This window comes from Pseudomonas sp. ADAK2 TE3594, from assembly GCF_053628675.1.
This window is the reverse complement of the sequence record NZ_JBRJGV010000001.1, coordinates 5,484,747-5,500,560: the sequence shown is the minus strand read 5'-3', so window position 1 is coordinate 5,500,560 and position 15,814 is coordinate 5,484,747. Positions and strand designations below refer to the sequence as shown.

The 15,814-nt window shown below is 58.5% G+C and carries 13 protein-coding genes and 2 pseudogenes; 11 read left to right on the top strand and 4 right to left on the bottom strand.

Features of this window, described 5'->3' with window-relative positions:
- Window positions 1-159 precede the first annotated feature (159 nt).
- Window positions 160-1,350 (bottom strand): methionine adenosyltransferase, encoded by a 1,191-nt coding sequence (gene metK / locus AB7M22_RS24700; RefSeq protein WP_008010319.1) that lies wholly within the window; start codon window positions 1,348-1,350, stop codon window positions 160-162.
- 18 nt (window positions 1,351-1,368) lie between these two features.
- Window positions 1,369-2,364: an ArsR/SmtB family transcription factor gene (locus tag AB7M22_RS24695; protein WP_454188047.1), complete on the bottom strand. Its 996-nt coding sequence runs from the start codon at window positions 2,362-2,364 to the stop codon at window positions 1,369-1,371.
- Between the two features lie 273 nt (window positions 2,365-2,637).
- On the opposite strand from AB7M22_RS24695, the gene tkt reads away from it, so the two are divergent.
- From tkt to AB7M22_RS24655, 8 genes and pseudogenes are all read left to right on the top strand, one after another.
- Window positions 2,638-4,635 (top strand): transketolase, encoded by a 1,998-nt coding sequence (gene tkt / locus AB7M22_RS24690; RefSeq protein WP_454188046.1) that lies wholly within the window; start codon window positions 2,638-2,640, stop codon window positions 4,633-4,635.
- Between the two features lie 154 nt (window positions 4,636-4,789).
- Window positions 4,790-5,851 (top strand): erythrose-4-phosphate dehydrogenase, encoded by a 1,062-nt coding sequence (gene epd / locus AB7M22_RS24685; RefSeq protein WP_007894931.1) that lies wholly within the window; start codon window positions 4,790-4,792, stop codon window positions 5,849-5,851.
- A gap of 25 nt (window positions 5,852-5,876) precedes the next feature.
- Window positions 5,877-7,041 (top strand): annotated as a pseudogene (locus AB7M22_RS24680) (phosphoglycerate kinase).
- A gap of 34 nt (window positions 7,042-7,075) precedes the next feature.
- The gene (locus AB7M22_RS24675) at window positions 7,076-7,297 is read left to right on the top strand and encodes a hypothetical protein (protein WP_123719649.1); all 222 of its coding nucleotides are present in this window, start codon (window positions 7,076-7,078) and stop codon (window positions 7,295-7,297) included.
- A 56-nt stretch (window positions 7,298-7,353) separates the two neighbouring features.
- Window positions 7,354-7,686 (top strand): MliC family protein, encoded by a 333-nt coding sequence (locus AB7M22_RS24670; protein WP_454188045.1) that lies wholly within the window; start codon window positions 7,354-7,356, stop codon window positions 7,684-7,686.
- Window positions 7,687-7,939: 253 nt separating this feature from the next.
- Window positions 7,940-9,004 (top strand): class II fructose-bisphosphate aldolase, encoded by a 1,065-nt coding sequence (fba, locus tag AB7M22_RS24665; protein WP_007894938.1) that lies wholly within the window; start codon window positions 7,940-7,942, stop codon window positions 9,002-9,004.
- Between the two features lie 161 nt (window positions 9,005-9,165).
- Window positions 9,166-9,417, top strand: a complete 252-nt coding sequence (locus AB7M22_RS24660) for a helix-turn-helix transcriptional regulator (protein WP_008010309.1) — start codon at window positions 9,166-9,168, stop codon at window positions 9,415-9,417.
- Window positions 9,410-10,681 (top strand): type II toxin-antitoxin system HipA family toxin, encoded by a 1,272-nt coding sequence (locus AB7M22_RS24655; protein WP_454188044.1) that lies wholly within the window; start codon window positions 9,410-9,412, stop codon window positions 10,679-10,681. Before AB7M22_RS24660 ends, AB7M22_RS24655 begins: the two co-directional genes overlap by 8 nt.
- Before the next feature lie 173 nt (window positions 10,682-10,854).
- Here the strand turns inward: AB7M22_RS24655 and AB7M22_RS24650 are convergent.
- Together AB7M22_RS24650 and AB7M22_RS24645 are read right to left on the bottom strand one after the other, a co-directional pair.
- Window positions 10,855-11,216: pseudogene (locus tag AB7M22_RS24650) on the bottom strand (DUF6124 family protein).
- 543 nt (window positions 11,217-11,759) lie between these two features.
- Window positions 11,760-12,428: a polysaccharide lyase family 7 protein gene (locus AB7M22_RS24645; RefSeq protein ID WP_454188043.1), complete on the bottom strand. Its 669-nt coding sequence runs from the start codon at window positions 12,426-12,428 to the stop codon at window positions 11,760-11,762.
- A gap of 318 nt (window positions 12,429-12,746) precedes the next feature.
- Here AB7M22_RS24645 and AB7M22_RS24640 point away from each other — a divergent pair, with 318 nt between their 5' ends.
- The 3 genes from AB7M22_RS24640 (at window position 12,747) to AB7M22_RS24630 (ending at window position 15,804) form a co-directional block, all read left to right on the top strand.
- Complete coding sequence (locus AB7M22_RS24640; protein ID WP_454188042.1) at window positions 12,747-14,870, top strand: putative bifunctional diguanylate cyclase/phosphodiesterase; 2,124 nt, start codon at window positions 12,747-12,749, stop codon at window positions 14,868-14,870.
- 45 nt (window positions 14,871-14,915) lie between these two features.
- Window positions 14,916-15,407 carry a M48 metallopeptidase family protein gene (locus AB7M22_RS24635; protein ID WP_454188854.1) on the top strand — a complete coding sequence of 164 codons (492 nt, stop codon included), beginning with the start codon at window positions 14,916-14,918 and terminating at the stop codon, window positions 15,405-15,407.
- Window positions 15,408-15,507: 100 nt separating this feature from the next.
- A complete protein-coding gene (locus AB7M22_RS24630) occupies window positions 15,508-15,804 on the top strand; it encodes a winged helix-turn-helix domain-containing protein (protein WP_007894945.1) in 297 nt (98 codons plus the stop codon).
- Window positions 15,805-15,814 lie beyond the last annotated feature (10 nt).

The window sequence follows — 15,814 nt, the reverse complement described above, 5'->3', positions numbered from 1 at the left end:
AGGGTGTAATTCTGCGTGTTTCGAAGTGCGACGATCAAAAGATCGCAGCCTTCGGCAGCTCCTACAGGTGTACGCCAAGGCTGCGATCTTTTGATCTTTCCCATGAAAAAGCCCCGCACGGCGAACCGTGCGGGGCTTTTGGGTACCGCCGGGGAAGTCTTACAGGCCGGCCGCGACACGCAGGTCGTCGGCACGGTCGGTTTTTTCCCAGGTGAAAGTGGTGAACGTATCGTCGCCCACAGTCTTGGTAGCCGGGGTGCGACCGAAGTGGCCGTACGCAGCGGTTTCCTGGTACATCGGGTGCAGCAGGTCGAGCATGGTGGTGATTGCGTATGGACGCAGGTCGAACACTTCGCGAACCAGTTTGACGATCTTGTCGTCGCTGATTTTGCCGGTGCCGAAGGTGTTCAACGAAATCGACGTAGGCTGGGCAACACCGATCGCGTAGGAAACCTGAATTTCGCAACGCTCGGCCAGGCCGGCGGCAACGATGTTCTTGGCCACGTAACGACCCGCGTAGGCCGCCGAACGGTCAACCTTCGATGGATCCTTGCCGGAGAACGCGCCACCGCCGTGACGAGCCATGCCGCCGTAGCTGTCGACGATGATCTTGCGGCCGGTCAGGCCGCAGTCGCCAACCGGGCCGCCGATGATGAATTGGCCGGTCGGGTTGATGTGGAACTGGGTGTCTTTGGACAGCAGCTCGGCAGGCAGTACGTGCTTGACGATCAGCTCCATCACGCCTTCGCGCAGGTCTTTGTAGGACACATCAGGGTTGTGCTGGGTCGACAATACAACAGCGTCGATACCGACAACCTTGCCGCCTTCGTAACGGCAAGTCACTTGCGACTTGGCGTCCGGGCGCAGCCAAGGCAGCAGGCCGGATTTACGGGCTTCAGCCTGACGTTGAACCAACTGGTGCGAGAAGGTGATCGGTGCTGGCATCAGCACGTCGGTTTCGTTGCTGGCGTAGCCGAACATCAGGCCCTGGTCGCCGGCACCCTGATCTTCAGGCTTGGCACGATCAACGCCTTGGTTGATGTCGGGGGACTGCTTGCCGATGATGTTCATCACGCCGCAGGTCGCGCCGTCGAAGCCGACATTGGAGCTGTTGTAGCCGATGTCGAGAATCACGTTACGGACGATGTCTTCCAGGTCGACCCAGGCCGACGTGGTGACTTCACCTGCGATGATTGCCACGCCGGTTTTCACCAGAGTTTCGCACGCTACGCGGGCGAACTTGTCTTCAGCAATGATGGCGTCCAGCACCGCATCGGAAATCTGGTCGGCGATTTTGTCCGGATGCCCTTCAGACACGGACTCGGAGGTGAAGAGGGAGTATTCGCTCATCTCGATTTTTTCCTGAATTTACCGATGGTGAGTGTCGCCAGCCGGTCGCTGAAAATGGCGGACCTGAATCTGGAAACCATTACGTAAGCCTACATAGAGGCTTTCCCCGGGAACGAGTCCCGCAGCGGTGGCCCAACGGGCCAGATCGTCCTGTTCAAACCCCAACCAGAGATCACCGCAGGCCTCCCTGGCCCAACTCTGGTTGTGGCTACATAACTCTGTCACGAGCAGGCTACCGCCCGGTTGCAGCAAGTCGGCCATGCGCTTGAGTGCTTCGGCCGGCGCGGCGAAATGGTGCAGTACCATGTTCAATACAACGCAATCAGCCTTGTGGCTGACACCCTTCAATGCATCGGCCAATTGCAGGCTGACGTTAGCCAGCATTTCACGTTCGCAGAGCTGGCGGGCCAGATCGAGCATCGCCGGGCTGTTGTCCAGCGCCGCGACTTGAGCGAAACGACGCGCCAGTTCCGGCAGAAAACCGCCATCGCCAGGGCCCACTTCGATGGCTGTGGCTTCGGGGCCGAAACTCAGCTTGTCGAGCAGTGCCACCACGCTTTCGCGGTACTGCGGCAGGCCGGCAATCAGGTCTTGCTGGGCGCGAAACTTCTCCGCGACCCGTGAGAAAAAGTCTTGGCTGGCCGCCGCTCGCTGCCCGTGGACCTGACCGATCCGCGACTGAACGTCAGTTGGCAGGGTCAGGTTGTCCACTTCTTCCAGCAGCGCGGCATGCAGCTTGCCGCCCAGCAGATCGGTGTGGGGCAGGGCGCGACGGTAAAAAATCGCATTGCCTTCACGACGGGTCGCCACCAGATCGGCCTGGGCCAAAACCTTGAGGTGATGACTCATGCCGGACTGACCGATGCCGAAGATCTGCGCCAGTTCCAGTACGCCGAACGAATCGTTGGCCAGTGCGCGCAATACATTCAGCCGCAGAGGATCGCCGCCGGCCTTGCACAGGGCCGCCAGCTCATCGCAATCGTCATGTCGAATGGAGGGGGCGCGTAAATTCATAAGGCCAGCAGTCTAGTGACGGTCATAAATCACCGCAAGAGCAATATCAAAAAGTTTTGATATTGCTCGATGGATGGCATTTCTCAGCGTTAGCTTTAGTCAGCAAACGAACAGCGGAAAGGTTTCATCAGTCGAATACGCTGTTATCCATTGGAAAAACGTCTTCAGATGACTATCTGTCATTGCCCCGAGGCGGGTGGGTGAGGGAAAATGCTCGCCTTTTTTCCGTTTCGTTTTATTCACTCTCGATTCAATATCCGCAGGAGAACAGCGATGCCCAGCCGTCGTGAGCGTGCCAACGCCATTCGTGCCCTCAGCATGGATGCCGTGCAAAAAGCCAACAGCGGCCATCCCGGTGCCCCTATGGGTATGGCGGATATCGCCGAAGTACTTTGGCGTGACTACCTGAAGCACAACCCGAGCAATCCATCGTTCGCCGACCGTGACCGCTTCGTGCTGTCCAACGGTCACGGTTCGATGCTGATCTACTCGCTGCTGCACCTGACCGGCTATGACCTGTCGATCGATGACCTGAAAAGCTTCCGCCAGCTGCACAGCCGCACCCCGGGTCACCCGGAATTCGGTTACACCCCGGGCGTTGAAACCACCACCGGCCCACTGGGCCAAGGCCTGGCCAATGCCGTGGGTTTCGCCCTGGCAGAAAAAGTCCTGGCGGCGCAGTTCAACCGTCCCGGCCATAACGTTGTCGATCACCACACCTACGTGTTCCTGGGTGATGGCTGCATGATGGAAGGCATTTCCCACGAAGTCAGCTCCCTGGCCGGTACCTTGGGCCTGGGCAAACTGATCGCCTTCTACGATGACAACGGCATCTCCATCGACGGCGAAGTCGAAGGCTGGTTCACCGACGACACGCCGAAGCGTTTCGAGGCCTACAACTGGCAGGTGATCCGCAACGTCGACGGTCATGACCCGGAAGAAATCAAGATCGCCATCGACACGGCGCGTAAAAGCGAGCGCCCGACGCTGATCTGCTGCAAGACCACCATCGGTTTCGGTTCGCCGAACAAGCAAGGCAAGGAAGATTGCCACGGCGCCCCATTGGGTGACGCGGAAATCGCTCTGACCCGTGAAGCACTGAAGTGGAACCACGGCCCGTTCGAAATCCCGGCCAACATCTATGCCGAGTGGGATGCCAAGGAAGCCGGTCGCGCTGCCGAAGCCGAGTGGGATCAGCGTTTCGCTGCGTACTCCGCGGCCTTCCCGGAGCTGGCCAACGAGCTGGTTCGTCGTCTGAGCGGCGACCTGCCGGAAGACTTCGCGGAAAAAGCGGCTGCTTATATCGCTGAAGTCGCGGCCAAGGGCGAAACCATCGCCAGCCGTAAAGCCAGCCAGAACGCCCTGAACGCGTTCGGCCCGCTGCTGCCGGAACTGCTCGGCGGTTCGGCTGACCTGGCCGGTTCCAACCTGACCCTGTGGAAAGGTTGCAAAGGCGTCACCGCCGAAGACGCCAGCGGCAACTATATGTACTACGGCGTTCGCGAGTTCGGCATGAGCGCGATCATGAACGGTGTGGCCCTGCACGGCGGCCTGGTGCCTTACGGCGCGACCTTCCTGATGTTCATGGAATACGCCCGCAACGCAGTGCGCATGTCGGCGCTGATGAAGAAACGCATCATTTATGTGTTCACCCACGACTCCATCGGTCTGGGCGAAGACGGCCCGACTCACCAGCCGATCGAGCAACTGGCCAGCCTGCGCTGCACGCCGAACCTCGACACCTGGCGTCCAGCCGATGCCGTTGAATCGGCAGTGGCCTGGAAATGCGCTCTGGAGCGTGACGATGGCCCGTCGGCACTGATCTTCTCCCGTCAGAACCTGCAGCACCAAACCCGTGACGCGGTGCAGATCGAGTGCATCAATCGCGGCGGCTACGTGCTGAAAGACTGCGCAGGCGAGCCTGAGCTGATCCTGATCGCCACCGGTTCGGAAGTCGGCCTGGCCGTCCAAGCCTTCGACAAACTGACCGAGCAAGGCCGCAAGGTGCGTGTTGTTTCGATGCCGTGCACCAGCGTCTTCGAAGCCCAGGACGCTGGCTACAAGCAAGCGGTCCTGCCATTGCAGGTCAGCGCGCGGATCGCCATCGAAGCTGCTCACGCGGACTACTGGTACAAGTACGTGGGCCTGGAAGGCCGCGTGATCGGCATGACCACCTACGGCGAGTCGGCGCCTGCGCCTGCCTTGTTCGAAGAGTTCGGCTTCACCCTGGAAAACATCCTGGGTCAGGCTGAAGAGCTGCTGGAAGACTAAGTCCGACAGTTGCGTTGTCTGTGCTGACGTCTTCGCGGGCAAGCCTCGCTCCTACAGGGATTTACACCGCCCATGTAGGAGCGAGGCTTGCCCGCGAAGGCAATTGAACATTCAACGCAACACTGACGGATTCACCACGGTAATCGAGAACCCCATGCCTCAACCGCGTCCTTACAAAGTTGCACTCAACGGCTACGGCCGGATTGGTCGTTGCGTCTTGCGTGCGTTGTTTGAGCGAGGCTCGACGGCCGGGTTTGAAATTGTTGCGATCAACGATCTGGCCGACATGGCCAGCATCGAATACCTGACACGCTTTGACTCCACTCACGGGCGGTTTCCCGGTGAGGTGAGGGTCGAGGGCGATTGTCTGCATATTAAAGGCGACTGCGTGAAGGTCCTGCGCAGTGCCACCCCCGAAGGCATCGATTGGGCGTCACTGGGCGTCGATCTGGTGCTGGAGTGCTCCGGCGCTTATCACACGCGTGCTGATGGCCAGCGGTTCCTCGACGCCGGTGCGCCGCGGGTGCTGTTCTCCCAGCCGATGGCCAGCGAGGCAGATGTCGACGCCACCATCGTCTACGGCGTGAACCAGGATTGCCTGACCGGCGATGAGCTGCTGGTATCCAACGCGTCCTGCACCACCAACTGCGGCGTGCCGCTGTTGCGCCTGCTGGATCAGGCCATTGGTCTGGAATACGTGTCGATCACGACCATCCACTCGGCAATGAACGATCAACCGGTGATCGACGCCTATCACCACGAAGACCTGCGCCGCACCCGTTCGGCGTTCCAGTCGGTGATTCCGGTGTCCACTGGTCTGGCGCGAGGCATTGAACGCCTGCTGCCGGAACTTGCCGGGCGAATTCAGGCCAAAGCCGTGCGGGTGCCGACGGTTAACGTGTCCTGCCTCGACATTACGATGCAGACCGTAAGTGATACCGACGCCACCGAGGTCAACCGGATTCTGCGCGAGGCCGCCACCCATGGCCCGCTCAAGGGCCTTCTGGCCTACACCGAGTTGCCTCACGCCAGTTGTGATTTCAATCATGACCCACATTCGGCCATCGTCGATGCCAGTCAGACCCGCGTTTCCGGCCCTCGGCTGGTGAACATCCTGGCCTGGTTCGACAACGAATGGGGTTTTGCCAATCGAATGCTGGACGTTGCAGAACACTATTTGCAAACAGCTGCACCACAACCAAAACCTGCTCTCTAAAACAGCTATCCAGGAAATGCGACCCATGACCGTGTTGAAGATGACCGACCTCGATCTGCAAGGTAAGCGCGTACTGATCCGCGAAGACCTCAACGTCCCAGTCAAGGACGGTGTTGTCACCAGCGATGCGCGAATCCTGGCTTCGCTGCCGACCATCAAGCTGGCCCTGGAAAAAGGCGCGGCCGTGATGGTCTGCTCGCACCTTGGCCGTCCGACCGAAGGCGAGTTCTCGGCCGAGAACAGCCTCAAGCCAGTCGCTGACTACCTGAGCAAAGCCCTGGGCCGCGAAGTGCCGCTGGTGTCTGATTACCTGGGCGGCGTCGACGTGAAAGCCGGCGACATCGTGCTGTTCGAAAACGTGCGCTTCAACAAGGGCGAGAAAAAGAACGCTGACGAACTGGCCAAGCAATACGCGGCCCTGTGCGACGTGTTCGTGATGGACGCCTTCGGCACCGCTCATCGCGCCGAGGGTTCGACCCACGGCGTGGCCAAGTTCGCCAAAGTCGCCGCTGCTGGCCCGCTGCTGGCCGCCGAACTGGACGCACTGGGCAAGGCCCTGGGCGCCCCGGCGCAGCCAATGGCCGCTATCGTTGCCGGCTCCAAAGTGTCGACCAAACTCGACGTGCTCAACAGCCTGAGCCAGATCTGCAACCAGCTGATCGTCGGTGGCGGCATCGCCAATACCTTCCTGGCCGCTGCTGGTCACCCGGTCGGCAAATCCTTGTACGAGCCGGACCTGCTGGATACGGCCCGTGAAATCGCCGCCAAGGTCAGCGTGCCACTGCCGGTGGACGTGGTAGTTGCCAAGGAATTCGCTGAAAGCGCGACCGCGACCGTCAAGCTGATTGCCGACGTGGCCGCAGACGACATGATCCTGGACATCGGTCCACAGACCGCGGCGAATTTCGCCGAGCTGTTGAAGTCGTCCAAGACCATCCTGTGGAACGGCCCGGTGGGCGTGTTCGAATTCGACCAGTTCGGTAACGGCACCAAAGTGCTGGCCCAAGCCATTGCCGAAAGCTCGGCGTTCTCCATTGCTGGCGGCGGTGACACCCTGCGCGGCCATCGACAAGTATGGCGTTGCTGAGCAGATCTCCTACATTTCTACCGGCGGCGGCGCGTTCCTCGAATTCGTCGAAGGCAAAGTGCTGCCGGCCGTTGAAGTCCTGGAAAGCCGGGCCAAGGCCTGAGGCCGCGCAGTTGACCAGGCAAAGGAGTGTTCACATGGTCAGGACCCTAGTGTTGTTGATCGCCGCGGGTATGCTGGCGGCTTGCGGGAGTAACCCGAAAGCCACGCCGGAACCCGCGCCGCAAACGCAGGAAAAAGGCTGCTACCAGGCCGACTGGCAAGCGGAAACCAACCCGGTGATCAACAAGCGCTCCGGGCCCGATGGCCTGGACAAATACGAGACACAGACCCCGGCCAAGGAACATGGTTGCCCTTGAGGGGTCAGACTCTTTACTCAAGGTGGGCGGCGTGCGCCGTCAGCCGAGGAACACGGATGAAAGGCTTTATCGCCGTTGCGGCATTGGCATTGCTGGCAGGTTGCACCCATTTGAACCTGTTCAACGCTGCCGGGCCAGCGGACAGTTGGACCACCTGGACTTGCGATAGCCAGGCCAAAGTGCTCTGGCGCTACACTGACATCAACCGCAAGGAAGTCGATGTTCGCCTGGGCGGTGCTGATCAGGTCTACCGTTTGAAGCTGGAGCCGGGCGCCGAAGGTTCGCTGTACAGCAACGACATGCTGGCGTTTCACGTAAAAGGTGAGGAAGGCCTAGTTTACTGGGTCGCCACCAACGATTTGATCGGCCGCGGTTGTAAAGCCGAGTAATTGAAAGCTTGCGCAAAACCTGTAGGAGCGAAGCTTGCTCGCGAAAGCGGTTTAACTGACAACACCTGTGTTGAATGTGATGACCCCTTCGCGAGCAAGCTCCGCTCCTACAGGAAATCGACGGCTTGTAGAGATTTAGGCAGCACCGAATTCGCAGCCCGGGCCAACCCCCGATCTGCAATAACTTGAATAGCCGCCGCCGCTACGGCAGGCTGGCACGATTAACGACCCTCAACCGGGAGAGAGACACACAATGGCACTTATCAGCATGCGCCAGATGCTGGACCACGCAGCCGAGTTCGGCTACGGCGTTCCAGCCTTCAACGTCAACAACCTTGAGCAGATGCGCGCCATCATGGAAGCCGCTGACAAGACTGACTCCCCGGTGATCGTCCAGGCTTCGGCCGGTGCTCGCAAATACGCAGGCGCCCCGTTCCTGCGTCACCTGATCCTGGCGGCAATCGAAGAATTCCCGCACATCCCGGTGTGCATGCACCAGGACCACGGCACCAGCCCTGACGTCTGCCAGCGCTCCATCCAGTTGGGCTTCAGCTCGGTGATGATGGACGGCTCCCTGGGCGAAGACGGCAAGACCCCGACCGACTACGACTACAACGTCCGTGTTACCCAACAAACGGTAGCCATGGCTCACGCCTGCGGCGTTTCGGTTGAAGGCGAGCTGGGCTGCCTGGGTTCGCTGGAAACCGGCATGGCCGGTGAAGAAGACGGCATCGGCGCCGAAGGCGTTCTGGATCACAGCCAAATGCTGACCGACCCGGAAGAAGCCGCTGACTTCGTCAAACGCACCCAAGTCGATGCCCTGGCCATCGCCATCGGCACCAGCCACGGCGCCTACAAGTTCACCAAGCCACCTACCGGCGACGTGCTGGCCATCGACCGCATCAAGGAAATCCACAAACGCATCCCGAACACCCACTTGGTGATGCACGGTTCGTCTTCGGTTCCGCAAGAGTGGCTGGCGATCATCAACCAGTACGGCGGCGACATCAAAGAAACCTACGGCGTACCGGTTGAAGAAATCGTCGAAGGCATCAAGCACGGCGTGCGCAAGGTCAACATCGACACCGACCTGCGCCTGGCATCCACCGGTGCGATGCGTCGCCTGATGGCTACCAACCCTAGCGAATTCGATCCGCGTAAGTTCTTCGGCGCGACCGTGACTGCAATGCGTGATGTGTGTATCGCACGTTATGAGCAGTTTGGTACGGCGGGCAATGCTTCGAAGATCAAGCCGATCTCGTTGGAAGCGATGTATCAGCGTTACCTCAAAGGTGAGTTGAACGCTAAGGTGAACTGAGCCTGAGCGTTTTATCACGTTGAAGAGAAACCCGCCGAGAGGCGGGTTTTTTTATGGAGGAGATTTCATCTGGACGCTGTCTGACGTAAGGCGCTTGAAATGTTACTTATAGTGGACATAATAAAAATATTCGTTAGTAAAGTCCGATATAGGTGACATTCATGCTCCTGCACAACCCCTCTGTGTTCGGTGAAAGAGTCCGCCAGTTACGACGCGCCAAAGGCTATAGCCAGGCAATATTGGCGCACAGAGCAAAATGCAACCGCAAAACCATCATTGACCTTGAGGCCGGTGAAAATGTCGCGCTTTACACCGCGTTCCGGGTGCTATCAGCGCTGGGCATGGCGCTTGAAATTGTCGACAACCGAATTGATCTCAAATCCCTTGCTGATCTGGTAGAGCACGATGAGTAAGGTCAAACTGCTCAACGTCATGACACCGCAAGGCTTTTCGGGCGAGCTGTCCAAGGGGTCGCAGTTCTCGTTTGCCTACGAATCCGCCGATGCACCCAGGGAAGTCTCACTGGTCATGCCCTATGACCCGACGCCTTCGGTGAGCAATGTGCTGCATCCGATCTTCGATATGAATGTGCCTGAAGGATTTCTGGCCGATCAGATCAAACGCCGGATGGCCAAGCATATGCAGGTGGATGAAATGCGCCTGTTATCGGTCATCGGAGGGAATCAAATCGGGCGCCTCACCTACCAGAACCCGGCAGAGGCACTCGTGTCCGTTCGTGCTCAGGTCGGGCTGCAGGAAATCCTGTCTGCAGATGCTTCGCAAGGTGTCTTCGAGTTCCTGGTCGATACCTATTTCGAGTCGGGCATTTCAGGTGTGCAGCCCAAGGTGCTGGTACCCGATCTGGATAAGCTCACCGGTAATCGAAAAACCATGCTCAGCTCCGATCTGATCGTTAAGTCAGGCGCAGACGAGTATGCACACCTGGCTCAGAACGAATTTCTCTGTCTGGAAGCGGCCCGTCTTGCCGGGTTGGAAACGCCGCCGTTCTGGCTGTCTGAAAACGGTGATCTATTTGTGATGGAGCGATTCGATCTGAACGCTTCCGGTCGTCTCGGGTTTGAAGACATGGCCGTCCTTCTGGGGCTCAACAAGGATCCCCATGACAACTACAAGTATTCCCAAAGCTATGAAACCCTTGCTGCGGTGATTGGCCAAGTCTGCCGACATGGCGATCCGGTGCGCGAACTGGAGCGCTTTTTTTCTTCGGTTTGTCTTTCAGTCATGGTCCGCAACGGAGACGCACACCTGAAGAACTTCGGTGTGATCTACACCCATCCTGATGCGCTTGAAACAGTGCAATTGGCACCGGTTTTCGATGTCACGACCACGACCGTTTATGAAAACTACAATCCAAAATCCGGTCGGTCATTGGTTGACCGGACGTTGGCCATCAAGATGAACAAAGTGAAAAACTACCCGGATCGTCAGCAATTGATTGAATTCGGTCGAAAACACTGCGCGGTGGAGAGGCCGGCCTTGATCATTGAGCGTATTGCCGAGGCGATGACTCAAGCGTTAACGGTTAATCGATATCGCGTGGATGGCGAACTCCTTGCGGATATGCAGCGTGAGTGGGATGCCGGGCGGATGGCGGCGCGGGATGACACTGTTGTGTCGGGGCTTAGGCGTAAACCCGTGGGCAAGACGGACAGGTGATTTTTGTGGTGGTTGGCAGGGACAAAGGGATTTATTTAATCGTCCCTTATTCAGTTAGTTGAACGCTATGGTTAACTGAGCCTGAGCGTTAAACTGCGCTGATAAAGAACCCGCCGAGAGGCGGGTTTTTTATTGGAAGCAAGTTTGCTCGCGTTGCTCCAACCAGAGCCCGATTACTCCTTCAATTCGACGTGGTCCAGCGCCTGGTTCACCGCCAGTTCGCCGAGCATGACTACCTGAGCGATGCCCAGCAGGGTCTTGCGATGGGAGGTCTCCAGCAGCGCCGCGAAATTGTTGAGCATGGTGGTGGCCGAGCCCAGTGTTTCGCTGGCGTTGGCCAGCAGGGATTCGGTGTTGTACTTCGGATTGGCCAAGTACATGGGCTCGGGTTCGTTGGTGGTGGCCATGATTTTGGCGGCCGGGTGAGGTAATGGTCGAGGGCGCGCTCGGCGGCTTCGTGGAATTTTTTTGAATCGGGGGATTCGTAGGGGGATGCCGGGTCGGTGACCGGCGGATGCGGCGTTGATTTAGTCATTTGCTCGAAACCTGATTGGAGTGCCCCCTCTCTGGCTACTAATCAAAGTGGAGGCAACTGTACGCAGGTTAGTAGACCGGGGTTTCGAGCAAGCCGGCGCACCCGAAGGTGCCCTGCGCACAGTTACCATCAAGCGCAGGAATCGAAATCCCTGACTGACAGATGCTTGTGCACCAAGCTCGAAACCACGGGCTACTAAACCCGATCACTGGAAATCAGTGACGCGAATCAAGTTACCGGTGGGCTTCAAGGCGCACAAGTCGGCGGATTCTGGCGTACCTGTAGGTGGTGACGCAAGCCGTTGTAGGCTTCATGAAGTAACGCTGAGTGTCTTTAAACGTGAGCGTTTAAGTGGGGCCAGATGCCGGTCAGTGAAGTGATGGAGTTGGACATAAAGAACCTGTGGCGAGGGAGCTTGCTCACGCTGGGGCGCAAAGCGGCCCCCAAAAAAGAGGGACTGCTGCGCAGCCCAACGGGAGCAAGCTCCCTCGCCACAATGGGTGGATTCCTTCGAAACTTCCGGAGCTCAAGATCTTTTAGGGATTAGGTATCGTGATCGATATCCAGCTTGCTGAACGTCACTTGCCCGCCTTCACTGGTGTACCCGGTGTTGTCCTGCACATAGGCGCCGGCCTTGAAGTACAGCGGTTTATCACGCCACATCGCGCTGATGTCGGTGTCCCATTGGTAACCCGCCGCACTGATGCCCAATGCACCGCCGGGGCTGAGGTGAATGAGGTAGGAGAATTCCCGATCGAGTTTTACGCCGGTGGCAAGGGTGATGACCCGGGCGGTGTCGTCGTCAGGATGCATTCGGACTTTGGCGACGATGTTTCCGGTCGCGCTGGAGTCCTTGTATTGATATTCGAGCTTCACCATCGGCTTCTGGCTTTGGTAGGCGTGGATCTGGCCAATGACGATCTTGCCCGTGCTGGGTACCTTGCTGACCGTAAGGGTCGCACGCAGGGAGTTATCCGCGTCGGGGTAGTACCAGTTTTTCAGCGTGCCATTGCTGTAGGTTTCGCGCAGTTCGGTGCGAGGGTAGATTGCGTTTTCAGTGCGGGTGCCGGTTACCGGGGACCAGAAAAACAAGGTGCCAGTGTCGGAGTGGAAGTATTGATCCTTGAAGCCGTCCACCAGTTTGGTTGTTTCAACGGTGTACGGCGGACTGCCGACAGGAACGCTGAGGTTCCAGGTTGCGAGATCGATCATATTCAAGCTTCCACATTTTTTCTGCACGCGAGTGCCAGAAGCTCTAGCGCGCGACTTCGGGGCCGTCTTTATAAGCGTAGAACGGCTGTTTGTTAATGCCCGTTTGGCAGATGGTTGACGTCAACATCCTGTCGAAATGCCATCTTTCCCGGTTTACGGGGGCTGTAGGACTGACCGTTAGTCGGCTATGTGAAACTTTACTGAAGTGATGGCACACCGGCACCTTCTGCTTTCGCGGATCCGGGTCTAGAGTGAAGTCGCACTACGTGTCCGGTTTTCACAAGAAACCGGCCTGAGGTCCCGAACAAGAGATGCAGCATGGAATGCGCACAACCTACGCCAGCTGAAGGCAGCTCAATCCTTTTAATTGTTGATGACTACCCCGAGAACCTGATCAGCATGCGCGCGTTGTTACAGCGCCAGGACTGGCAGGTATTCACCGCGGCTTCCGGCTTTGAAGCGCTCAGCCTGTTGCTCGAACACGACGTCGACCTGGTGCTGCTGGATGTGCAGATGCCGGGTATGGACGGTTTCGAGGTGGCGCGCTTGATGCGTGGTAGCCAGCGAACCCGACTCACGCCGATTATTTTCCTTACCGCCAACGAACAATCCCAGGACGCAGTGATCAAGGGCTACGCCAGTGGCGCGGTGGATTACCTGTTCAAACCGTTCGACCCGCAAATTCTCAAACCCAAAGTCCAGGCCCTGCTCGAGCATCAGCGTAATCGTCGTGCCTTGCAGAAGTTGAGCCATGACCTGGAAGTCGCTCGTGCCTTCAATGCTTCGGTGCTGGATAACGCCGCCGAAGGCATTCTGGTGGTGGGCGAGGATGGGCTGATTCGTTTTGCCAACCCGGCGATGTCTCGCCTGCTCAATGCCACGGTGCACGAACTGCAAGGCAAAGAGTTTCTGGATTTCCTGCAAAAACCGCACATCCCGATCTGGGCCGACTCCGAATTGTTTGCCGGCTACAAGCGCGGTGAAACCCTGCGCCTGCACGATGCGTTGCTGCGTACTGCGCCCGGCCAGCAAGTGCCGGTGGCATTGTCCTGCGCGCCTTTGCCCACCGAACAACATGCCATGGTGGTGACGGTGCTGGACATGTCGGTGGTGCGCCATCTGCATCAGCAGCTGGAGTTCCAGGCGGTGACCGATCCACTGACCGGGCTGCTCAATCGCCGGGGTTTTTATCAGACGGTTGAAAACCTGCTGCTGCGCGGTGAACGCTCCGACAGCACCTGGGTGCTGTTGTACCTGGACCTCGACGGCTTCAAGCGGGTCAATGATTCCCTTGGCCACGATGCTGGCGACCGGGTGCTGCGTTGGGTGTCCGAGCAGCTGAAGGCGTGTCTGCGGCCCTTCGATATTCTGGCGCGGATGGGTGGCGATGAGTTCACCGCGCTGCTGGATCTTGAGCTCCCCGAGCATGCGGCAAAGATTGCCGAGAAGCTCATCGAGCGGGTATCGATCTGTCAGCAAATCGAAGGCATGGACATCGCCTTGGGCGCCAGTATCGGCATCGCCACTTATCCCGATTGCGGGGCTAATCTCGACGGGTTGATGCGGGCGTCCGACATCGCCATGTACGAAGCCAAGCGTGCCGGGCGTCAGCAATATCGCTTCTACGATCACGAAATGAATGGCCGGGCGCGCTCGCGGCTGATGCTTGAAGAGAGCGTGCGCACGGCCATCGAGAACCGTGATTTCAACCTGGTGTATCAGCCTCAGGTAGCCATTGCCGACGGGCAGATTCGCGGGTTCGAAGCGTTGCTGCGCTGGCAGCATCCGAGTGTCGGCGATGTACCGCCGGGGCTGTTTTTGCCGTTGCTGGAAGAGGCGCGGTTGATCAGTCGCCTGGGCAGCTGGATTTACCATCGCGGGGCTAAACAGCGAAAAGCCTGGGAAACCTTGTTTGCCGAAGATCTGGTGCTGGGCGTCAGTTTGAGCAGCACGCAATTCGGATTGCCCAACCTGGTCACCGAGCTGCGCCAGGTGCTGGACCGCCATGGTTTGAAACCGCGGCAGCTGGAGGTCGAGGTCACGGAAGAGGCCTTGATGCTTAACCCCGACGAGACCCGCAAGCAGCTGCGTTTGCTGCGCAATTTGGGAGTACGGGTAGCGCTGGATGATTTTGGTTCCGGGGCTTGTTCGCTGGCGCACCTGCGAGACCTCGAACTGGACACGCTCAAGCTCGACCGGCATTTGATCGCCCGGTTGCCGGGGTCCGAACGGGATGCGGCGCTGGCTCGCAGTGTCATCGACTTGTGCAAACAGTTCGGTCTGTTAGTCATCGCTGAAGGGGTGGAGACGGTGGCGCAATATGAATGGCTGCAAGCCAACGGTTGCCAGTATGTGCAGGGGTTTCTGGTCGCGCGGCCGTTGATGGCCGAGGACACCCGTCACTTTGTCGAGCCGTTCGACTGGAGCGCGCTGACGAGTTGAATTCGTTACACTGGCGGCCTTTTCGTGACTCGTGTTGCCGCCCCAATGACCGCGTTGAAATACCTCCAGGCCTATCCCGCTACGTTGCAGGACCAGGTGCGACAGATGATCGCCGAAGGTCGGCTGGGCGACTACCTGAGCCAGCGATATCCGCAAAAGCACGGGGTGCAGAGCGACAAGGCGCTGTACACCTATGCTTTGGACCTCAAGCAGGAATACCTGCGTAACGCCCCGGCGATTGACAAGGTGTTATTCGACAACCGTCTGGACCTGACCCACCGGGCGCTCGGCCTGCATACCGCGATCTCCCGGGTACAGGGCGGCAAGCTCAAGGCCAAGAAAGAAATTCGCGTGGCATCGTTGTTCAAGGACGCACCCTCCGAGTTTCTGAAAATGATCGTGGTGCATGAGTTGGCGCATTTCAAAGAGTCGGATCACAACAAGGCGTTCTACAAGCTGTGCGAACACATGTTGCCGGGGTATCACCAGGTGGAGTTCGATGTACGGGTGTACCTGACTTGGCGGGATATGCAATAGAAGCTCAAGATCAAAAGATCGCAGCCTTCGGCGGCGCCCACAGGCGCGTAGGAGCTGCCGAAGGCTGCGATCTTTTGATCTTCTGATAAGGAGCGCATGGATGGACGTGAGCAAGACCAAAAGCAGCTTCTACCGCCGGTTGTACGTGGCGTACCTGATCGATAGCGGATTGGCCAGCAGCGTCCCGGCTTTGACTGAAGTCACCGGCATGCCTCGGCGCACAGCCCAGGACACCATCGCGGCATTGGCGGATCTGGATATCGTTTGTGAATTCGAGCAGGAAGAGGGCGCGCGCAACCATGCGGGGCGCTATCGGATTCGCGAGTGGGGGGCGATTGATCGGGGGTGGATCGAGCGTAATCTGCGGCAGATTAAAGCGGTACTTGAGTATCCCTGAGTATTGCGGC